This is a genomic window from Streptomyces sp. NPDC101776 (assembly GCF_044766845.1).
Taxonomy (GTDB): domain Bacteria; phylum Actinomycetota; class Actinomycetes; order Streptomycetales; family Streptomycetaceae; genus Streptomyces.
Window position 1 is genome coordinate 175,801 of record NZ_JBIWMV010000004.1, and the last position, 19,411, is coordinate 195,211.

General features: G+C 70.3%; 19 protein-coding genes and 1 tRNA gene. 14 read left to right on the forward strand and 6 right to left on the reverse strand.

Annotation, left to right across the window (positions count from 1 at the left end):
• Nucleotides 1-80: 80 nt before the first annotated feature.
• The 10 genes from ACIRRY_RS16005 (at nt 81) to ACIRRY_RS16050 (ending at nt 8,852) form a co-directional block, all read left to right on the forward strand.
• Nucleotides 81-2,309, forward strand: coding sequence for a cell division protein FtsK (locus ACIRRY_RS16005; RefSeq protein ID WP_403972611.1), 2,229 nt, complete (start codon nt 81-83; stop codon nt 2,307-2,309).
• A gap of 140 nt (nt 2,310-2,449) precedes the next feature.
• Nucleotides 2,450-2,701, forward strand: a complete 252-nt coding sequence (locus ACIRRY_RS16010) for a hypothetical protein (protein ID WP_403972613.1) — start codon at nt 2,450-2,452, stop codon at nt 2,699-2,701.
• A gap of 17 nt (nt 2,702-2,718) precedes the next feature.
• Nucleotides 2,719-2,913 carry a hypothetical protein gene (locus ACIRRY_RS16015; protein WP_403972616.1) on the forward strand — a complete coding sequence of 65 codons (195 nt, stop codon included), beginning with the start codon at nt 2,719-2,721 and terminating at the stop codon, nt 2,911-2,913.
• A gap of 15 nt (nt 2,914-2,928) precedes the next feature.
• A complete protein-coding gene (locus tag ACIRRY_RS16020) occupies nt 2,929-3,393 on the forward strand; it encodes a hypothetical protein (protein WP_403972619.1) in 465 nt (154 codons plus the stop codon).
• Nucleotides 3,394-3,411: 18 nt separating this feature from the next.
• On the forward strand, nt 3,412-3,702 hold the full coding sequence (locus ACIRRY_RS16025; RefSeq protein WP_403972621.1) for a hypothetical protein: 291 nt from the start codon (nt 3,412-3,414) through the stop codon (nt 3,700-3,702).
• Nucleotides 3,703-3,721: 19 nt separating this feature from the next.
• A complete protein-coding gene (locus ACIRRY_RS16030) occupies nt 3,722-4,138 on the forward strand; it encodes a hypothetical protein (RefSeq protein WP_403972623.1) in 417 nt (138 codons plus the stop codon).
• Nucleotides 4,135-5,004 carry a bifunctional DNA primase/polymerase gene (locus ACIRRY_RS16035; protein ID WP_403972625.1) on the forward strand — a complete coding sequence of 290 codons (870 nt, stop codon included), beginning with the start codon at nt 4,135-4,137 and terminating at the stop codon, nt 5,002-5,004. The genes ACIRRY_RS16030 and ACIRRY_RS16035 overlap by 4 nt, the downstream gene beginning before the upstream one ends.
• A gap of 337 nt (nt 5,005-5,341) precedes the next feature.
• Nucleotides 5,342-6,889: a YfjI family protein gene (locus tag ACIRRY_RS16040; RefSeq protein ID WP_403972628.1), complete on the forward strand. Its 1,548-nt coding sequence runs from the start codon at nt 5,342-5,344 to the stop codon at nt 6,887-6,889.
• A 298-nt stretch (nt 6,890-7,187) separates the two neighbouring features.
• The gene (locus ACIRRY_RS16045) at nt 7,188-7,376 is read left to right on the forward strand and encodes a helix-turn-helix transcriptional regulator (protein WP_403972630.1); all 189 of its coding nucleotides are present in this window, start codon (nt 7,188-7,190) and stop codon (nt 7,374-7,376) included.
• A gap of 60 nt (nt 7,377-7,436) precedes the next feature.
• The gene (locus ACIRRY_RS16050; protein WP_403972633.1) at nt 7,437-8,852 is read left to right on the forward strand and encodes a tyrosine-type recombinase/integrase; all 1,416 of its coding nucleotides are present in this window, start codon (nt 7,437-7,439) and stop codon (nt 8,850-8,852) included.
• A gap of 136 nt (nt 8,853-8,988) precedes the next feature.
• Here the strand turns inward: ACIRRY_RS16050 and ACIRRY_RS16055 are convergent.
• The 4 genes from ACIRRY_RS16055 to ACIRRY_RS16070 all read right to left on the reverse strand — a co-directional run bounded on the left by ACIRRY_RS16055 (nt 8,989) and on the right by ACIRRY_RS16070 (nt 12,656).
• Nucleotides 8,989-9,075: transfer RNA gene (locus ACIRRY_RS16055), tRNA-Ser, on the reverse strand.
• A 277-nt stretch (nt 9,076-9,352) separates the two neighbouring features.
• Nucleotides 9,353-10,306: a CU044_5270 family protein gene (locus ACIRRY_RS16060; RefSeq protein ID WP_403972635.1), complete on the reverse strand. Its 954-nt coding sequence runs from the start codon at nt 10,304-10,306 to the stop codon at nt 9,353-9,355.
• Nucleotides 10,299-10,931, reverse strand: a complete 633-nt coding sequence (locus ACIRRY_RS16065; protein WP_403972638.1) for an RNA polymerase sigma factor — start codon at nt 10,929-10,931, stop codon at nt 10,299-10,301. Before ACIRRY_RS16065 ends, ACIRRY_RS16060 begins: the two co-directional genes overlap by 8 nt.
• A 198-nt stretch (nt 10,932-11,129) precedes the next feature.
• A complete protein-coding gene (locus ACIRRY_RS16070; protein ID WP_403972641.1) occupies nt 11,130-12,656 on the reverse strand; it encodes a S1C family serine protease in 1,527 nt (508 codons plus the stop codon).
• A gap of 299 nt (nt 12,657-12,955) precedes the next feature.
• Between ACIRRY_RS16070 and ACIRRY_RS16075 the strand changes: the two genes are divergently transcribed.
• The 3 genes from ACIRRY_RS16075 (at nt 12,956) to ACIRRY_RS16085 (ending at nt 15,735) form a co-directional block, all read left to right on the forward strand.
• A complete protein-coding gene (locus ACIRRY_RS16075; RefSeq protein ID WP_403972644.1) occupies nt 12,956-13,801 on the forward strand; it encodes a glycerophosphodiester phosphodiesterase in 846 nt (281 codons plus the stop codon).
• Between the two features lie 230 nt (nt 13,802-14,031).
• Nucleotides 14,032-14,622 (forward strand): ATP-binding protein, encoded by a 591-nt coding sequence (locus ACIRRY_RS16080; protein WP_403972646.1) that lies wholly within the window; start codon nt 14,032-14,034, stop codon nt 14,620-14,622.
• A gap of 147 nt (nt 14,623-14,769) precedes the next feature.
• On the forward strand, nt 14,770-15,735 hold the full coding sequence (locus tag ACIRRY_RS16085; protein ID WP_403972648.1) for a DUF5926 family protein: 966 nt from the start codon (nt 14,770-14,772) through the stop codon (nt 15,733-15,735).
• A 244-nt stretch (nt 15,736-15,979) separates the two neighbouring features.
• Here ACIRRY_RS16085 and ACIRRY_RS16090 read toward each other — a convergent pair whose 3' ends face one another.
• Complete coding sequence (locus ACIRRY_RS16090; protein WP_403972650.1) at nt 15,980-16,597, reverse strand: hypothetical protein; 618 nt, start codon at nt 16,595-16,597, stop codon at nt 15,980-15,982.
• A gap of 95 nt (nt 16,598-16,692) precedes the next feature.
• Complete coding sequence (locus tag ACIRRY_RS16095) at nt 16,693-17,358, reverse strand: bifunctional DNA primase/polymerase (RefSeq protein ID WP_403972652.1); 666 nt, start codon at nt 17,356-17,358, stop codon at nt 16,693-16,695.
• 460 nt (nt 17,359-17,818) lie between these two features.
• Between ACIRRY_RS16095 and ACIRRY_RS16100 the strand changes: the two genes are divergently transcribed.
• Complete coding sequence (locus tag ACIRRY_RS16100) at nt 17,819-19,363, forward strand: PP2C family protein-serine/threonine phosphatase (RefSeq protein WP_403973603.1); 1,545 nt, start codon at nt 17,819-17,821, stop codon at nt 19,361-19,363.
• Nucleotides 19,364-19,411 lie beyond the last annotated feature (48 nt).

Below are 19,411 nucleotides of genomic sequence, written 5' to 3' on the forward strand. Positions count from 1 at the left end.
CCTCGTATCCCGGGTCCGGCCGCCCGACCTTCCACAGCAAGCCGGCCGGACCCGTCGACTCCCGAAGGAGTACGTACATCGTGACCGAGACCACCACGTTCACGCCCACCGGGGACCCGGAGGGCACCGAACAGCCGACGGCCGACGTGCTGCCGTTCCCGCTGAAGAAGAAGACCGACCCCGACCCGACCGCCCCGGGCGAGGGCACGGTGAAGCCGGGTGAGTGGGAGGCCGAACTCCCCGACACCGACGACCCGGAGGCCGACGGCCTGAGCGAGGGCGCCCCGGTCGACCCGCCGCGCGAGGTCTACCCGCCCTCGGTCGCGGAATGGATGGAGGCCAAGGACAAGGCCCGCATGCCGGTCCTGCCGGACTGGGTGAAACTCCCCGACCAGCGAACGGCCGTCCGCAAGTGGGCCGTTCGCCACTACTCGACTGTGATCGGCTACCACGCGGTCCGGTTGCCGCTGGTCTACACGCCGAAGATCTGCATGTACTCGCCGCGCGGCGCGTGGCGCTGGTCGACCGCGATCGGCCGCTGGGTGTTCGACGCCGAGGGCAAGGGCCTGCGTCTGAACTCCGTGGCCAACGAGGACGCTGCCGAGTACCTGAAGCTGTCCCGGCAGCGCAACGACCGCGTCCGCCTGCGCGGGATCGTCGCCACGGTGGGCGGGTTCGTCGGCCTCGCCGCCACCCTGACCCTGTACGTCATGGCGCCGTCCTGGCTGCTCATGCTGTCCATGGCGGCACTGGCCACCACGTTGGGTGTGGTGGGGGCGCCGGCGGACCGGCCGCTGATCGACATGGCCAAGGTGACGTTCCGCAAGCGCAAGCTGTCCTCGGACATCGTCATCCGCGCACACGAGGTGTCCGGGCTGACCAGCAAGGATCAGAACATCGCCTTCCCGCGTCCGATCGGCCGTGACGGCGACGGCTGGCGCGTGGTCGTCGACCTGCCGTTCGGCAAGTCGTTCAAAGACGCGCTCAACGCGCACACCAAGCTCGCGTCGGGCCTGGACATCGCCGCCACTCAGCTCTTCCTGGACAGGGACGAGTCGAGCGAGCGCAGGGTGTCGTACTGGATCGCCGACCGTGACCCGCTCGCCGTGCCGTCCGGCAGGTCGCCGCTGCTGGGGGCGACTCGGGTGGACTTCTGGAAGCCGTTCCCGTGGGGTGTCGACGAGCGCGGCAACCCGGTCATGGCGACCATGCTGTGGCTGTCCCTGCTGGTCGGCGCCGTCCCGAGGCAGGGCAAGACGTTCTCTGCCCGGACGATCGCGCTCGCCGCCGCGCTCGACCCGTACGTGCGCCTGTATGTGTTCGACGGGAAGGCGTCGCCGGACTGGCGCCGGTTCGCGCTGGTCGCGCACCGCATCGGGTTCGGCATCGTGCCCAAGAACGGCATCGACCCAGTGGCGCATCTGCTCACGTCGCTGCGGGAGTTGAAGGCGGATGTGGAGGACCGCTACCACCGGCTCTCGGAACTGCCGCTGCACATCTGCCCGGAGGGCAAGCTGACCCCGGAGATCAGCCGGGACAAGAAGCTGAACATGCCCCTCACGTTGTTCGTGGTGGATGAGGTGCAGGAGTACTTGCAGCACCCCGAACACGGCAAGGAGATCCTTTCCCTGCTCGTCTACCTCGCCCGGGTCGCCCCCGCCGTGGGTGTGAGCGTGATGACGTCCACGCAGAAGCCGGACGACAAGGCCTGCCCCTCCGAGCTGCGCGACCAGCACCAGGCGCGGTTCGCGCTGCGGGTCGGCGCCTACCAGGTGTCCGACACCATCCTCGGTGCCGGTTCGTACTCCGAGGGCCTGGACGCGTCCAAGCTCCTCAAGTCCCACAAGGGCGTTGGCCTGCTCAAGGGCATGTCGGACGACTCCGGGATCGTGCGCACCTACCTCGCCGACGGCCGCGACGCCGAACGCATCCTCACCCGTGCCGCCGCGCTGCGCGAGGCGGAGGGCACGCTGACCGGTGACGCGGCCGGCGAGGCCCCGGCCCCGGAGGTGTCCGCCACGGTCCTGGACGACGTCGCGGCCGTGCTGGGCAAGGGCGAGGCCAAGGTGTGGTCGGAGACCATCGTCGACCGCCTCGCCGACCTGCGCCCCGACGTCTACGGCCCGTGGGCGGAGTTGGAGCCCAAGCCCAAGGCGGAAGCGCTCACCGCAGCGCTCAAGCCGCACGGCGTGAGCACCGAGCAGATCAGCCGCCGCGTCGACGGCAAGGTCGTCAACAAGCGCGGCATCAAGCGCGAGGATCTCGCCGCCGCGATTACGCAGCGCAACGAAAAGCGGGACGCCGGATAGGTCCCCGGGGTCGCTTGCGCAAGCACCACCCGTCGCTTGCGCAAGCGACCCTGCTAGCGACCCAAACCGAACCTGATCAGGTCGCTAGCAGATAGCGGCCGACCTGCGGAAACCCTCAAAACCCGCCTGAGAGGCCCCTGATGAGCCTTCCCCTGCTCGCTATCGCCTGCCTACTCGCCGTCACGTTGTGTTACAGCGCCAAGTGCTGGCTGAGCCCGTTCGGCGACTGCCGCAAGTGCCACGGCATGGGCCACGGCATCAAGACCGACCGCAAGGGCAACGCCAAGCGCGGCCGTGACTGCCGCCGCTGCGACGCGACCGGCAAGCGCATACGCGTCGGCCGCTGGATCTACAACCGCGCCGCGCGCACCTACCGCGCCGGCACCCGCTGACCCGCCCGGAGACACCCATGGTCCTGACCATCCCGCTCGTACTGCTGCTCGCCGTCGTGGCCGTCCTGCTGCTCCGCTTCAAGGCCGTCGGCTTCGGCGCGGCCGTCGTCGTCGCGCTCTTCGGCTTCTACCTCGCCCACACCGGCGCGGCCGACACCGTCAACCACCTCGTCACCGCCGTCACCGACGCCCTCCCCGGCATCCGTCACTAGAAGGGAGATCAAGACATGAACGAACCCGCCGCCTACCACCCGACCGGCCACCAGGTCGCGGCCGTGGAAGTCCACCGCCCCGCCCCGCTCGCCTCCGCGCACACCGCGCCACTCATGCCCGTGCAGCCCGGCGCCATTCCGTCCGTGGCGAGCGTCGTCCTGCCGGACGGACGGGTCGTCACCGGCTACGCCATCAACCCCGCACAGCCCGAGCCGGTCGCGGCCAAGCCGCCCGTCTCCCGCGCGGCCGTGAACGTCGCGCTCGGGGGCGTCGGGTTCCTCGCCGTATGCGGCGGACTCCTCATGCTCACCGCGTTCATCACCGCCCTGACCGCCCTGATCACCCAACTCGTCATCCTCGCCGCCGTCATCTTCGGCGGCTGGATCGCCGTGCAGGTGTTCAGCGCGAGCGGCCACCACGGCGGGACAACGGTCAACATCCGCAAGGCCGTCATCAAGCGCAACAAGTTCTACGGCTGACAAGGGAGAACAACACCCGTGATCCGACTGCGCATTCAGGTCGCCCACTGGCCCCGCAGGGCCCTGGTCCTGACCGACACGCCACGCCCCGACTGCTCCAACTGTGGGGGATTCGGCGGCATCGAGCACCCCTACGGCGACGACAACGGCGAGTACGCCGGAAGCGACTGGGAGCCGTGCGAGTGCTGGAACGAGTCCCGGCGCTGGCTCCTGATACCCCTGCCGAACCGGCCCCGGTGTCTGCGTCGCCACGACAACGGCCGTGACCCGTGGGGACCCGACGGCTACAGCAGCGAACCGCCCTTCTAGCTACGCCAAGGGCGACCCCGTGTTCTTGGCGGAAGTGGGGGTCGCCCTTGTCAGCCAGTCACCCATCAAGGAACTGGAGACATCCAGCATGCCCGAGCACAGCATTCACCCGCGACTGCCCGACGGCACCGAACGAGTCGTCACCGCCCGCACCGAGACCGCCCCCGACGGAAGCACCGTTCTGACCCTGCTCACGGTCGGTCCGCCGCTCGTCCTGATCGAACACCGCATGTTCCTCGACAAGTACCTGACCCGCTCCCTGCTCTGCACCCTGGCCCGCGACCTCGACGACGTACCCGCACCCGGCCCCACCCCGGAAGCCGCCGCCCTCCTCGACGCCATCCGCGCCGACGACAAGACCGCCATCGCCGCCGCCGGAAACGCCTTCAACGACCGCGTCCTCAGCCTGTGGACAGACGGGAGCGCGGCGGCATGAACGCGCACCTGAACACCGCGCTCGCCCTCGCCGCGCGCGGGGTCCCCGTGCTGCCGCTGCGGGCGGGAAAGGTGCCGTTCGGCAACTGCCGTACCTGCGCGAAGAACGCGTGCGGCGGCCGGCCGAACATGAAGGCCCCCGGCCCCTGCCAGTGCCCCGGCGTCTGCCACGCGTGGGCCGCCGCCACCACCAACCCGCACGTCCTCAACTCCCCCCAGTGGGAGGCGGCATGGCGTCGCGCGGCGGCGGTCGCGTACCACCCCGGAGGCGCCGGGCTGACCGTCGTCGACCTCGACAACGCGGCAGCCGTCGCGTGGGCCCGCGACACCCTGCCCGCCACACGGACCGTGCCGACCACGCGCGGACAGCACTGGCTCTACCGGGGCGTCATGCCCTCCCACAACGACGTACGGTCCGGCGTGGACGTCAAGTCCCTCATGTCGTACGCCCGTTGGCTGGGGCCCGGCACCGGTCGCATGACCGTCCTGCCGGATGCCGTGCGCGCCCTCGCGGTGAAGGAAGACACCACCCCCGCCGCCGGGGAGGTGGTGTCTTCTCTCCCCGAGCGCGCCACCTGGAACCGTACGGTCGCCACCGGCTGCCGCCACACGGAGCGGTACGTCCGTACCGGTCTGGATCGCGGCCTCGCCCTGGTCCGGGCGCACGCCGAATCCGGGGCGGGATCGCAGGCGTTCGGGGCGGCACGCTTCCTCGCCGTCCAGCACACCGACTGCCCCGGCCCCTGCGCCCTCGACCTCGCGGGGGAAGAGATCGTGGCCGCCGCCGTCTCCGTGGGCGTCCCCGAGGCCTACGCCCGCCGTGCGGTCACCAACGGCCTTGAGACCGCCTCAAGGCGTGCGGCATGAACAAAGCAGCCTGTAACCCTGCAAACAGCCCTCAGGGCGCCGTACAGGGTCCGCCAACGGTCTCCGTAGGCGAATCGGAGGTCGCCGCCCGCAAGGGCGTCCCTACTGCCCTTCGCTCTGACCCACACGGGGACGGCGGGCGTCGCCCCGTGGCCTGGCTTCACATCGTTGCGCCGCCGTCCTGGGGGGTCACGCCTTCCGCCCGTTCCTGGTGCACCTGCGGGTACGAGCGGCACGCCATCGGCCGCGCGGCCGTCCTGCAACTGATCGCCGCTCACGGCGAACACCGCACCGCATGCCCCCTGTTGAACACCACGTCGGAAGGCAGGGCCGCCGCATGACGACCAACGACACGGGCGCGGATCTGTGGGAAGGGTTCGAGCACATCGAACCCGAGCAGATCACCGGACCCGCCTGGGACGAACCCGTTCCCCTGCGGGCCCGCCCGCCCCTCCCGGGCTTCCCCGTGGACACCCTCCCCGCCTGGCTGGCCGGCATGGTGCGCGGTGTCGCCGAAGAGACCCAGACCCCGGCTGACCTCGCCGGATGCCTGGCCCTGGCAGTCCTGGCCACCGCGGCGGGCGGGCGGGTCAAGGTGTGCGTACGCGGACACTGGCGCGAGCCCGTGAACATCTACACCGCCATCGCGCTGCCCCCCGGCAACCGCAAGTCCGCCGTCTTCGACCTCATGGTCAAACCGCTGCTCGATGCCGAGAAAGCCCTGATCGAACTCTCCGGGCCCGTGCGGGCGGAAGCCGAGACCCTGGCACGGCTGGCCAAGTCCGCAGCCGAGAAAGCCGCGGGCAAGGCGGCCAACGCGGAACCCGAACACCGCGACACCCTGACCGCCGAAGCCGTCCAACTCGCCCAGGACGCCGACAAGATGCGGGTCCCCGCCGAACCGCAGCTCGTCGCGGACGACGTGACCCCGGAGAACGTCGGAACCCTCCTGGACGAACAGGGCGGGCGGATCTCCTGCCTGAGCGCAGAGGGGGAACTGTTCGACATCATCGCCGGCCGCTACACCGGCAAGCCCAACATGGGCATGTTCCTCAAGGGCCACGCCGGCGACATGCTCAGGGTCAACCGCCAGGGCCGTAGTGCCCAGCACGTCGACTCGCCCGCGGTCACCATCGGTCTCGCCGTGCAGCCGGAAGTCCTGGACGCGCTCAGCCGCATCGACGGGGCCGACGGCCGCGGCCTGCTCGCCCGCTTCCTCTACTCCAAACCGCTGTCCCTGGTCGGCTCCCGCAGCCTGACCCCCGCCCTGCTCGACGAACAGGTGGCCGCCACCTACGCCAAGCACCTCGCGGGCCTCACCCTCGCCCTGGCGGACTGGACCGATCCCGCCCTCGTCCAGCTCACCCCGGAAGCGGACGCGGTCCTGTTGGCGTTCCAGAAGGTCACGGAGTCGCGGCTGGGTCCGGACGGGAGTTTCGCGCCGATCGTGAAGTGGGCGTCGAAGCGGGACGGCGCCGTGGCCCGCATCGCCGCACTCCTCCACCTCGCCACCCACCCCGAGGACGGATGGCACCAACCCATCCAAGCCCCGACCATGGCCGCCGCCACCGAGTTGGGCGACTACTTCACCGCACACGCCCTGGACGTATTCAGCGCCATGAACGCCGACCCCGCCCACGAATCCGCACTGACCGTCCTCGCGCAACTCGTCACCACCAACCCCGCACAGTTCACCAAACGCGAGCTGTTCCGGACACTGCGCCCGGCCGACTTCCCCGCCATCAGCGACCTCGACCCCGCCCTCGCCCTCCTCGAAGAACACGGCTGGATCCGCCAACTCCCACCCCCGCCCCGCTCCGGCAAGGGTGGCCGCCCGCCATCCCCCCGCTACGAAACCCACCCCCGCATCGCACGCGGCGCCTGACACAACCCCCAGACCGCCGACACAACTGACACAACCTCCCGCCCAAGCCGCTGACCTGCACGAACACCCATGATCACGGTTCTGACAGAACCGAATAAAAACCCGACAGAACCCCCGGCACCACCATCGGGCGTCCCCTGACAGAACCTCCCCCCAAGAGGTTCTGTCAGGTTTTAATTCGGTTCTGTCAGAGATCCAAAACCCATGAAAACCGCAGGTCAACTGCTCATCGGCGAGGTTCTGTCAGTTCTGTCAGCGATTCCTAAGCCTTCCCCGGAATACGCCAAGGAGTCGAACCGTGGCCCGCCCCCAGAAACTCAAGCTCCGCGAAGTCCTCGAAGAGATCGACATGAGCCGCGCCGCCTTTTATCGCATGCGCGCTCGTGGCCAAGCCCCCCGCATGCACAAAATCCCGAACGGCCAACTCCGCGTCAGCCGCGCGGACTTGGACGCGTGGTGGGAGCGGTGCGAGGAGCGCGCCGCTTAAATCCGACCGCTTCACCGGGGCCCGCGCCGAGCGCGGGCCCCTCGTTCTGTTTGGAGAGACATGCTCACGTACGACGTCGATATCTGGTCCATCCGCAAGCGTGCTGGCCGCCCGAAGCCGTGGGAACTGCGTTGGCGTGTCGGTGAGCGTCCGCACTCCCGCAGCTTCAAACTCAAGCCCCAAGCGGACGGCCGTCGGGCAGAGTTGATGAGTGCTCTACGCGACCACCAGCAATTCGACGAGGAAACGGGGCTTCCCGCAGGCGATTTGATGGCCCGCACCTCCCCTTCCTGGTACGAGCACGTCACGGGGTACGTCCTCATGAAATGGCCGCAAGCCGCCGCCAAGCACCGGGCGAGCATTGCGGAATCGCTCGCGGTCGTGACCCCCACGCTTGTCACCAGCAAGCGGGGGGCGCCCACCTCGACTGTGTTGCGTGATGCCCTTTACCAGTGGGCGTTCCGGGCGGTTCGTGGCCCCGAAGGGTCTTGGGTGTCGCGCCACGTCGTCGAGGAACCGCCTGCGGACATCTGCGCCGCTCTGGAGTGGATTGCCTCGCGCTCCATCAAGGTCAAGGATTTGGAGGACCCCACCCTTCTACGTCCCGCCCTGGAGGCGCTCTCACTTCGGCTGGACGGGGTCAGGGCTGCCGAAAACACGGTCAGGCGCAAGCGCATGGTATTGAGCAACGTGCTCCGCTACACCGTCGAGGAGAAGGGTCTACTCACGGCGAACCCTCTATCCCGCGTGGACTGGACGCCTCCCGAGAGTGACGACGAGATTGATTTCCGGTACGTGCCCGGCCCGAGTAAGGCACGCGCGTTGCTCGGGGCTGTCCGCGACTCCGGTCCGCGCGGCGAGCACCTACACGCATTCTTCGGGTGCCTCTACTACGCGGCTATGCGACCCGGTGAAATCGTCGCGCTCAAGGAATCGGACTGCACGCTGCCGCCCAACTCGCCGGAGTCCGTCAAGGAATGGGGCGAACTGCTGCTCGGGGAAAGCCGCCCGGAAGTCGGTGGCGGCTGGACAGACGAGGGCACGTCGTACGAGAGGCGCGGCCTCAAGCGACGCAAGCGCGGCGCGACGCGAACCGTGCCCATCCCGCCCGTTCTTGTGCACCTACTCCGGGAGCACATCGCCCGATACGGCACGGCCGATGACGGCCGACTCTTCCGGGCGTCGCGGGGAGGGCGAGTGTCCTCTACGGAGTACTGCAATGCCTGGGAGAGAGCACGGAGCGTCGTGCTCTCTCCCGGTGAAGTCGAGTCCGCCCTCGCGGCAGTGCCCTACTCCCTGCGTCACGCGGGGGTCTCCCTGTGGATCAAGTCGGGGGTCGACCCGGCGGAGGTCGCTGCTCGCGCCGGCCACAGCATCGCAGTGCTGTACCGCTTCTACGCGAAGATCCTGAAGGGTGGTCAGCAGCACTCCAACAACCTGATCTCCCGCGCCCTAGGCGAGGACGAGATGCCCTGATCCTGGCCCACAGATGGCCCACACGCACTGGTCAAAGCTGGGATACCGGCGAGAAAGGGTGAGACAGCTAATACTCGAAAGGGGCGCCCCGTCCACCGGGGCACCCCCTCTGACCAGCACCTAAGCTGACCTGCTGCGGTGGGTGTGGGATTTGAACCCACGGTCACATCGCTGCGACGACGGTTTTCAAGACCGTTCCCTTAGGCCGCTCGGGCAACCCACCCGCGCACCCGCCCACCAGGGACGGAGCGGGTACAGCGTACCGGCACCGGGCGGGTCGCGGGGTGCACGGTCCGGGTTCCTCGTCCGGGCGCGGGGTTGCCCGGACGAGGAACCGGCCGGCGTCCGTCGCGCCCGTGGCCGGCGCGGCTCTGCTGACCTCGGCCGTCACGGCGCCCGCGTAGCCGCGGGCCCGCGTCCGCGGTTCCTCCGCACCGGACTCCCGGCGCGGAACGCGGAACAGGGGCGCCGCCCGGCAGGCGACACCCCTGGTCACGTCCCTACGGCCGCTGCAGCGCCCGGTCCACCACGACGCTCGCGGCGACGTACGACCACTGGTCGTACGTCGTCCCGCCCGCCGTCCGCCGATCGCGCATCCCGAGGTACCGGTACGTCTTCGCGTCGAACACCAGGATCGGGCCGCCGTGTGCCCAGGGGGTTCCGGCGGGTCCCACGTACTGGATGCCGATGCCCACGCGGCCGTCCCCGTCCTTCTGGTGGGGCAGGACCTTGATGCCGGGGACGGTGGCCAGCGCTTCGTAGGCCGCGGAGCGCAGCCCCTTCGGCAGGACGGGGGTGCGGAGCAGGCCGGCGACGAGGTACTGGGTCATCGGCCAGTCGGCGGCCTTCATCGGCCTGTTGTAGTCCGGCTTTCCGGGGCCGTCGCGGAGGGCGATCAGCAACTTGGCCGGATCGGTGGGCAGTTGCTTCAGCAGGGTCCACCTGCGGGGCGGCCAGTCGCCCTGGCCCGCGCGGTACACCGGGACCCATTGCTTGTGGCCCAGCTCGCTGACGTAGGACTCCTTGGAGCCGTCGACCGAGTTCCAGTTCTCGTCGACGTACGTGCGGGTCCGGCCGCCGGTGGTCGGGGTCTCTTTGGTGATCTCCTTGGTGTAGATGAACTGGTCGTCGCGCGGAGCGATCGGCTTCTCCAGGCGGCGTTCCTCGGCCGCCGCGCCGTGCAGCACGGTGGTCGCGCTCACCGACTGGGTGCGGGGGGAGGAGCCGTCGTCCGCGGCGATCACCACACTCGTCGCCACCGCCGCGGCCGCGACGCCCGCCACCGCCATCCGCAGCACCGGACGGCGTCGTACGGTCGCGGGGGCGAGGGTGGTGGGCGTGAGCATCGCCTGGTGGAGGCGGAAAAGGGCACGCGCGCGTGCGGGGTCCGTGAGCGGGGGCGTGTCCGCGTCCCACTCCCTCAGGAGCTGGAGTTCGTTCCTCGGTTCACTCATCGTCGGATTCCTCTCGGAAGGCTGTCGGATCGGATCCGCCCAATGCGTCGCGAAGTTTTCTGCGGGCCCTGTGCAGCCGTGACCGGACCGTCCCCACCGGTACCTCCAGCGCGCGTGCGACCTCCTCGTAGCCGAGGTCGGCCCAGGCGACCAGCAGCAGCACGTCCCGGTGCCTGGCGGGCAACCGGGCCATGGCCAGGGCCAGTTCGCCGCGTACGGCCTGTGCGCTGACCCGTGCGGCCACCCGGTCGGCGACCGGGTCCTCGGCGCCGTCGGCGCGGGCGGCCGACGGCAGCCGGCCGATCGCCCTCAGCCGTCGGGCCTCGGCGCGCCGGTGCCGGCCTATGAGGTTGGTCGCGATGCCGAACAACCACGGGCGGGCGTCCGGCAGTTGGGTGTCGTACCGGAAGCGCTGCTGGAACGCGGTGGTGAACGTCTCCGCCATCAGGTCCTCGGCGACCTCCGTGCCGAGCCGGCGCGCCGCGTAACGGTGCACCGGGTCGGCGTGGCGGTCGAAGAGCACGGCGAACGCCTCGGGCTCGTCCCACGACCGTTCGATCACCGAGGCGTCACTCATCCGGGCGCCGCTGTCCTGCCCCACCCTGACACCTGGTTCGACGGTCATCGGGGCTCCTCTCGTCCATGCGGACTCGCTGATGAAGATTGGGCTTTCACCGGTACTTCGCCGCAGGGAGGAATCAGGTTCCCTCGTGGTGCACGCACGCGTGGAGGACGTGCACGCACGCGTGGAGGGTGCCCAAAACGAACGGGCCGGGCGAGGAGAGTCCTCGCCCGGCCCGTCGGCCGATCTTGTGACGCTATGTCAGCTGTCGCCGACCCTCGACCCCAAGGTCAGGTCGGTCGTGTGCTCCGTGCCGCCGCGCTTGTAGGTGATCTTGACCTTGTCGCCCGGCTTGTGGGTCCAGATCTCGCCGATGAGGGTCGGGCCGCTGTCGATCACCGAGTCGTCGAGCTTGGTGATGACGTCGCCGGCCTTGAGGCCCGCCTTGGCCGCCGGGCCGCCGGCCTCCACCGAGGAGGAGCCGCTGACGCCCTCGGCGGTGATCGTCGCTCCGGAGGTGCTGTCCTCCAGCGAGACCGAGGCGCCGATCTTGGCGTACACCGGCTTGCCGGTCTTGATCAGCTGCTGGGCGACGTACTTCGCCTGGTTGATCGGGATGGCGAAGCCCAGGCCGATCGAGCCGGACTGGCTGGTGCCGCTGAGGCCGCCGCTGCTGGTCGACTGGATCGCGGAGTTGATGCCGATGACCGAGCCCTGGGCGTCGAGCAGCGGGCCGCCCGAGTTGCCGGGGTTGATCGAGGCGTCGGTCTGCAGGGCGCTCATGTACGAGGCCTTGCTGGTGGAGCTGCCGTCGCTGGAGGCCACCGGGCGGTTCTTGGCGCTGATGATGCCCGTGGTCACCGTGTTGGACAGTCCGAAGGGGGCGCCGATGGCGATCGTCTCGTCGCCGACGGCCACCTTGTCCGAGTCGCCGAGGGCGAGCGGCTTCAGGTTGCTGGGGGCGTTCTTGAGCTTGATCACCGCGACGTCGTAGCCCTGGGCGTGGCCGACGATCTCGGCGTCGTACTTCTTGCCGTCCGGGAAGGTCGCCGTGAGCTTGCCGCCGTCGACCGCGTCGGCGACGACGTGGTTGTTGGTGACGATGTGGCCCTGGGTGTCGAACACGAAGCCCGTGCCGGTGCCGCCCTCGCCGCTGGTGCTCTCGGCCTCGATGGTGACCGTGCTGGGCAGGGACTTGGCGGCGACCCCGGCGATGGTGCCCGGGTCGCGCTTCACGGAGGCGCTGCTGCCGGTGTCGGCGGAGACGGTGGTGGAGTTGCTGTTGTCGTCGTGGTCCTTGGCCAGGGTGTAGCCGAGGCCACCGCCCAGACCGCCGGCCACCAGCGCGGCGATCAGCACCGCGGCGATCAGGCCGCCGCGTCCGGTGCCGGGCTTCTTGGGCGCGGGCTGCTGCTGGTAGGGGGTGCCCCAGCCGTCGCCGCCGTAGCCACCCGCACCCGCGGCCGCGTCACCGCCGTATCCGCCGACGCCCTCGCCGCCGTACGCGCCCGTGCCACCGTCGGCGTACGACGAGGCGGCGGGCGGCGGGGGCGGCCAGGCGGCGTCGGGGGCGGATCCCGTGCCCTGCGGGGGCCCGTCGGCGTACGCCGGCGCGTGGCCGGCGTGCAGCGTGTCCTGCGGGGCGCCCGGAGGCACCGGCGGGAGCTGCGTCGTAGGGGCGCCCCCTTCGGGCGCGGCCGCCTGCGGGGAAGCTGCGGGAGATTCCACCGGCACAGGAGGTGCAGACGGGGCCGGGGGTACCTCAGTGCCCTCGTTCTCGGTGCTCACAGCTCTTCTCCTCGGTCCACGGCTGTTGTTCTCGGAAGCATGCGGTCACACTCTTCACGCTTGTCGATCGGTCCGGCGCGAAACAGCTGTGCATGTGCTTTTGTATGCCGTCAGCTTTTCCCACCGGCCGTCAGAGCACCATAAGCGGTGCCTGTGGGTTCACGGCGAACCTTTATAAGGGATTCGGCGGGTCATACAGGACCTGTCGGGCCAAAAAGACATACTCTCCGCGCGCCTCGACCACCCGTCCACCGCCTTTCGGTTCCACGCCTTCCCCGTCGCGGTGGCACCATGACGCGGTGACCCACGCACGGCAGCACCGGATCCAAGTCGTCGCCCACCGCGGAGCCTCCGAAGAGGCCCCCGAGCACACCCTGGCCGCCTACAAGAAGGCGATCGAGGACGGTGCGGACGCCCTCGAATGCGATGTACGGCTGACCGCCGACGGCCATCTCGTCTGTGTCCACGACCGCCGGGTCAACCGGACGTCGAACGGACGCGGGGCGGTCTCGGCGCTGGAGCTCGCCGATCTGGCCGCGCTCGACTTCGGGTCCTGGAAGGGCCGCGACCTGTCCCGCGACTCCTGGAAGACGCGGGACGAGGAGCCGGACTGGGAGCACCCCCCGGAGGACCGGGCGGACACCTCCGTCCTCACCCTGGAGCGGCTGCTCGAACTCGTCGCGGACGCCGGCCGGCGGGTGGAGCTGGCCATCGAGACGAAGCATCCGACGCGCTGGGCGGGGCAGGTCGAGGAACGGCTGCTGGTGCTCCTGAAGCGCTTCGGGCTGGACGCCCCGGCCACCGCCGCGGACTCCCCGGTACGGGTCATGAGCTTCTCGGCGCGCTCGCTGCACCGGGTGCGGGCGGCCTCTCCCACGCTGCCGACGGTCTACCTGTTGCAGTTCCTCTCGCCGCGCCTGAGGGACGGTCGACTTCCGGCCGGTGTCCGGATCGCAGGCCCCTCGATCCGGATCGTGCGCAATCACCCTGCGTATATCGAACGGCTGAAAAACGCCGGTCATCAGGTGCATGTCTGGACCGTCAACGAGCCCGAGGACGTCGATCTCTGCGTTGACCTGGGCATTGACGCCATCATCACCAACCGGCCGGGGGCCGTTCTGAGCCAGCTCGGTCGCGATCGATAAACAACCTCATAAAGACCGCCAAACACCCCTTGACCCGGGCACCTCACCTGCACCATCCTCCGAACCCGGCCACACCGTCGAAAACCAGCCACTCGCTTACAGGGAGTGCTCCGGCGCGTTCGGTCCGTGTTCGATCGTTGTGAATGCGTCACTGAACGTGGATTGGCCGGTTTCCGGTACAGGCCAATGGGGCATCCACACCGTGGCGTGGGGCGAAGGAGGTCTCGGGGGTGGCGTTGGTGGTGGCACAGGAGGTGCCCACGTCGTCGAGCATGGCCGTGTCCCATGGCCCTGCGGGCGTAGGGGAAGCAAGACATCGCATGCGCGACCAGTTGCGCACCGGCGGTGTGTCGGAAGAGGTCATCGACGACGCCGTACTGATCCTCTCCGAACTTCTGAGCAACGCGTGCAAGCACGGCCGGCCCCTGGGCGACGCCCTGGCCGGTGACGGTGACGTCCGGTGCGCCTGGCGCGTGGACACGGGCGGCCGGCTCACGGTCGAGGTGACGGACGGCGGCGGCCCGACCCGCCCGGCTCCGGCCACCCCGTCGGTGACCGCCCACGGCGGACGCGGGCTGAACATCATCAGCGCGCTCGCCGACGACTGGGGCGTACGCGACGAGAACCGGGGCGAGATCACGGTGTGGGTCGTCGTGCAGGACGACGACGACCGGGACGGCGGCGAGGGTGCCGACGATCCGGACGCCGGGCACCGACGCGACGACTTCGCTACGCGCGTCATGGCTCCCGCGGTCACGACTCCTACGGTGTCGGCGGTCCCCCGGCTGGAGTTCGCGGACGCGTTCGACGAGCTGGACTGACGCGCGCGTCCACGCCCGCCGGGTTGTCCACAGGCCGTCCACCACGGTTCCCGTGTCGCCGGGTTGTCCACAGGCTCCCGTCGGTCATGGCGTGAACGGCTAGGCTCCCGCCCGTACGAGACGAGCCGTAACCGGGAGACACCCACGATGGCCAAGAAGCGACCCCAGACCACGGCCAAGCGGCCTCAGCTCAGCGACGAGGCGGTCCCGGTCGTCGGTGCCCGCGAGCCCTGCCCCTGCGGCAGCGGCCGCCGCTACAAGGCCTGCCACGGCCGCGCCGCCGCCCACGCGGTGACCGAGCTGGTGCAGCGCCCCTTCGAGGGGCTGCCCGGCGAGGGCGACTGGGTCGCGCTGCGCGAGCTGGTGCCCGCGGCCACGGTCGCACTGCCCCTGAAGGGCGGCCTCCCCGAGGGCGTCCCGTCGGTCACGCTCGCCACGGTGCTGCCGATGGCCTGGCCGGCCCTGCGCCGGGACGACGGCTCGGTGCTGCTCGGCCTGCAGAACGACACGGCGTCCGGCGACATCAGCCGCGACCTCGCCGACACCCTCCAGCGCGCGCTGGTCGCCGATCCGGGCACTCCGGTGCAGGCCCGCCGCGCCCCGGCCGACGGTCCGCGACTGCAGGATCTGCTCGACCCGGAAGGCGCGTTCGAGCCAGTTGTGCACCCGGGCTTCGAATTCTGGGTCCCGGAGGCTTCGAGCGCGGCGCCGGAGGTGACCGCCTCCCTGGAGCGCGCCAACGCCGCCGCCATCCCGACCGTGAAGCTCCAGGGCGTGGACGCCGCGTACTGGTGCGAGACGCCCGACAAGAACCATCTGCGCTGGGTCATGCCGTACCCGGAGGAGCAGCTTCTGGACGGACTCGCGCGGTTGCACGCGGCGGGCCGCTCGGGTCTCGGCGAGGGCACCCGTCTCGTGGGGTCCTTCCGTGCTCACGGTCTCACCGTGCCCGTCTGGGACCTGCCGAGCGGGCTCGGCGCGGACGACATCGAGAAGCCGGCCGCCGAGTTCGCCGAGCGCCTCACCGCCGCGCTGGCCACGGAGACACCGCTCACCGCGGACGAGCGCCGCGCGCGCGGCGGCCTCACCAACCGGCAGGTCACGCTGAGCTGACACCCGGAATGGGCCAGGGGTCCGACTGAACGACCGTTCAGTCGCAACAGGCCTGTTCACTCCGGTGACTCCTGTCGCAACTCCCCGTTGTGAAAGGGAAGTCGGTGTCCGAATAGCCGAGATCGAATTTGCGAACCGCCGATCTCTTGTTACCGTTCGAGTAGCCCGGTTGCTGGTGCATCCCCCGTCGCCAGCAACCGGGTCTTTGCATGCCCGGCTCCCGTTTACGGAACGACGCCGTCCGTCAACTCGCGGTAGGCGCCGAGGAGTTGCTCCCCGAGCGCAGCAACAGCGGCCCGCTCCCACCCCGCCCGGCGAACTCCGCGACGGCCGTGTAGGCCCCCGGTTCGCCCTGGGTCCGCTCCCGGGGTGTCTCGCACAGCACGGGCTCGTCCTCGGCCTCCACGAGGCAGTGCATCTGCACGGTGCGGTCCGCCGGCCCCATGAGGCTCAGCACCGCGTCCAGGCCGTCGCCGGTCGCGTTGCGGTAGTAGGTGCGCGCCCAGGTGTCCTCACCCTGTGTCATGACACAGGTCTGCGCCTCGATGCCGTCGGGGGAGGAGAGTTCGGGTCCGCAGCGCGCGGCCGTCGCCAGTCCCAGGCCGAGTTTCAGCGGGGAGCGGACGGGCGAGGGCGCCGGCGAGGGCGCGCCCGACGGCTTCTTGTCGTCGTCGGACGCGTCCGAGGCGCCGGAAGACCCCGACGCGTCGGAGGAGCCGGCCGAGCCGAGGGATCCGGAGGACCGCACCAGGGACCGTACGACCGCGTGACCCTCGTCGCGTACGGGTCCCGCGGACGCCACGGCCAGCGGCAGCGCGACCGCGCACACCGCAACGCCCGCGAGGGCGAACAGACGAACCATTCGGGGGTCTGGGGGTCGTCCCCCGGAATGACGGCGCATACTGCGGAAGATAACGACGAACTACGGGCGCCACGTTCCACGCACGCCCGACACCCCTACAACTCGGGCGCGCTCACACCCGTACGAGTGAGGGCCTCGACCACGGCGTCCACCACGGCCTCGACATCGGGCACCCAGGGCGAGGCCGAGCCGGGCAGTGGTGCGCGCTCCCAGCGGATCTGGCCCTGGCCGGTCTCGGAGGGCGGCAGGGCGAGGTAGCCGCCCTCGCCGTGGAAGCGGAGCGAGCCCGGGACGTGGTCCTGGGCGTAGAGCAGCTCGCCCAGCTTCTCCAGGGAGTACGGCTTGACGAGCAGCGACCAGCGGGTGGGCGCCGCGACGACCGGGCCGAGGCGCATGCCCTGGCGGTCGAGCGCGGCGAGGGCCCGGGCGGCCGCGGGTGCGGGCAGGCTGACCGCGCAGGGAGCCTTGTCGCCGGTGGCGAGGACGATCGGCGCCGCCGGGCGGTTGCCCCACCACCAGCGCACCATGCGGGCGTCGGTGGTGGCCGCGAGGAGGCCGGGGTCGAAGGGGTGGGCGCCGGGCACCGTGCACTCAGGGTCCGGACAGCCGCAGCGGGCCCGGCCCTGAGGGTCCGGTGCCACGCCCGGGAGTACGGGCCATTTCCATTCTGTCGCGAAGGTCAGGGCCGCGCTGAGCATCTCAGACCTCCTGTTGTCTCGCCTGGACAGGAGCCTGCGTCGCTTTCCGAGGATCTCGCGCATGAGCGCTCGTTCCTTTCCGTTGCACCGCTGGCAACACCGAGGACCACATCACATCATGTGTCGATCACTTCACTGTGCGTACCTGTTGGCGCATCACACCCCTGTCTTCGACAAGGGGAACCCGTGCGTGCAAGAAAAGCGTGGGCATGGCGCGGGGGTGGCGAAGTCTGGCGTTTTGCCGTCCCGCGTAGTTCTCTCCGCCTCCGCCACGGGAGGATGGGTCACGATCGTCGGTGGTTAAGACGCCCGGGTCCCTCACCAGGTTCCGGGTGGCCCCCAGCCACCCCTGGCCTTCTCCGAGTACGTACCCATCACGACCGCTGTGACGCTCCGTCGAGCAAACCCAGTCGACCTCAATGGACCGTCCCCTGATGCAGTTTTAGGCCAACTTTGCCAATCCGCAAGAGGAGAGCGAAATACCCCCGCCAAACCCATGGACACCAGGAATCCCAGCAGGACAATGCTGGACATCCCCTCACGAGTGCGTGTACATGTGGAGACACTGCCAGCGGCGCAGAATGACATGGGGGTTTGCGATGCTTTTGAGCAATACGCACCGGTCGGAAAGCCGGACGCCATGACCGCCCCGCACCCTTCGAAAGTGGCTGGAATCGATTCAACGGTTCCCTCGCCCGCACACACTGTCGCGCCCGCGCCTGCCGCCACCGGTACCCCTCCAAGCCCCTCCTCGAACACGCAGAACCCGCCTGATACCACCCAGAACGCGCCAGGCGCCCTGCTCCAGGACCGGCTCGCCGGCTGGGTGTCCGATCTCACGACCCTCCATGAACTCACGGAGCGGCTGGCACGCACGGACGCACTCGACGAGGCACTCCAGGAGCTGCTGCGCGCCGGAGCCGCCCTGGTGGGCGCCCGCCGCGGACTCGTCGTCCTGGAACCCGGCGACGGCCTCGGCCCCGAGACCACCATCGGCCTGGGCCTCGCCCGCGCCGACCTCGGCCACATCGAGACCGTCCCGCGCGGGGCGATGTCGTACGGCCAGATTCTCGACGGCGCTCCCGGGGGCGAGGGCGGCGAGATCGTCCACCCCGACCTGTTCGCCGAGGACGGCCTCGATCCGCGCCACCGCGAGGTCGCCGTACGCCTGGGCTACGCGGCCAGTTACGCGCTGCCCCTGGCGACCGACGTGGGCGGGCGGCTCGGCGCCGCCGTGTGGCTGTACGACGAGCCCGCCGAGCCGGTCGAGCGGCAACGCCATCTGGTCCGGCTGTACGCGCGGTACGCCACCGAGCACCTGACCCGGGTCCTCGAGGTCGAGCGCACACGCGCGTGCATGGCGACCATCGCCGAGGAGCTGCTGCCGTCCCGGCTCCCCCGCGTGGCCGGTGTGCAGCTCGCCGCGCTGCACCGCACGGGTCCGCGCGGCGGCGGCGACTGGTACGACGCGCTGCCGCTGCCCGACGCCGCGCTCGGCCTCGCGGTCGGTTCGGTGACCGGTTCCGGGCCGAGCGCGATCGCCGCGATGGGCCGGCTCCGGGCGTCCCTGCGGGCGTACGCGGTGATGGAGGGCGAGGACCCGGTCGCGGTCCTGTCCGACCTCGAACTGCTCCTGCGGCTCACCGAGCCCGCCCGCTCGGCCACCGCGCTGTTCGCCTACTGCGAGCCCGCGCTGCGCAAGATCACCCTGGCGGGGGCGGGTCACAGCCCGCCGCTCCTGGTCGGCGAGCGGCGCACGGAGTTCGTGGAGACCTCCGTGTCCGCGCCGCTCGGCATGCTCGCCTGCTGGGAGGCGCCGAGCGTGGAGCTGGAGGCCGAGGCCGGCGAGACGGTGCTGCTCTACACGGACGGGCTGCTGCACCGCACCGGCGACCCCATGGACCGCGCCTTCGCCCGCCTCCACGCGGCGGCGGCGAGCGTCCCCAAGGCGCTGCGCGAGGACCCGGCCGCGATCGCCGACCACGTGCTGCGGACCGTGCTGCCGGACGGCCTCGACACGGCCGACAGCGACGAGGACGTCGTCCTCCTGGCGGCCCGTTTCGAGTAGTCGCCCGGACGCCATGTGTAACAGGCCATACGGCCCTGGGCCCCCTTC

Excerpts from the sequence above, each read along its gene's own strand:
- ACIRRY_RS16010 (WP_403972613.1), top strand. The coding sequence starts at position 2,450 with ATGAGCCTTCCCCTGCTCGCTATCGCCTGCCTACTCGCCGTCACGTTG.
- ACIRRY_RS16015 (WP_403972616.1), top strand. The coding sequence starts at position 2,719 with ATGGTCCTGACCATCCCGCTCGTACTGCTGCTCGCCGTCGTGGCCGTC.
- ACIRRY_RS16020 (WP_403972619.1), top strand. The coding sequence starts at position 2,929 with ATGAACGAACCCGCCGCCTACCACCCGACCGGCCACCAGGTCGCGGCC.
- ACIRRY_RS16035 (WP_403972625.1), top strand. The coding sequence starts at position 4,135 with ATGAACGCGCACCTGAACACCGCGCTCGCCCTCGCCGCGCGCGGGGTC.
- ACIRRY_RS16040 (WP_403972628.1), top strand. The coding sequence starts at position 5,342 with ATGACGACCAACGACACGGGCGCGGATCTGTGGGAAGGGTTCGAGCAC.
- ACIRRY_RS16050 (WP_403972633.1), top strand. The coding sequence starts at position 7,437 with ATGCTCACGTACGACGTCGATATCTGGTCCATCCGCAAGCGTGCTGGC.
- ACIRRY_RS16060 (WP_403972635.1), bottom strand. The coding sequence starts at position 10,306 with ATGAGTGAACCGAGGAACGAACTCCAGCTCCTGAGGGAGTGGGACGCG.
- ACIRRY_RS16065 (WP_403972638.1), bottom strand. The coding sequence starts at position 10,931 with ATGACCGTCGAACCAGGTGTCAGGGTGGGGCAGGACAGCGGCGCCCGG.
- ACIRRY_RS16085 (WP_403972648.1), top strand. The coding sequence starts at position 14,770 with ATGGCCAAGAAGCGACCCCAGACCACGGCCAAGCGGCCTCAGCTCAGC.
- ACIRRY_RS16090 (WP_403972650.1), bottom strand. The coding sequence starts at position 16,597 with ATGGTTCGTCTGTTCGCCCTCGCGGGCGTTGCGGTGTGCGCGGTCGCG.
- ACIRRY_RS16095 (WP_403972652.1), bottom strand. The coding sequence starts at position 17,358 with ATGCGCGAGATCCTCGGAAAGCGACGCAGGCTCCTGTCCAGGCGAGAC.
- ACIRRY_RS16100 (WP_403973603.1), top strand. The coding sequence starts at position 17,819 with ATGCTGGACATCCCCTCACGAGTGCGTGTACATGTGGAGACACTGCCA.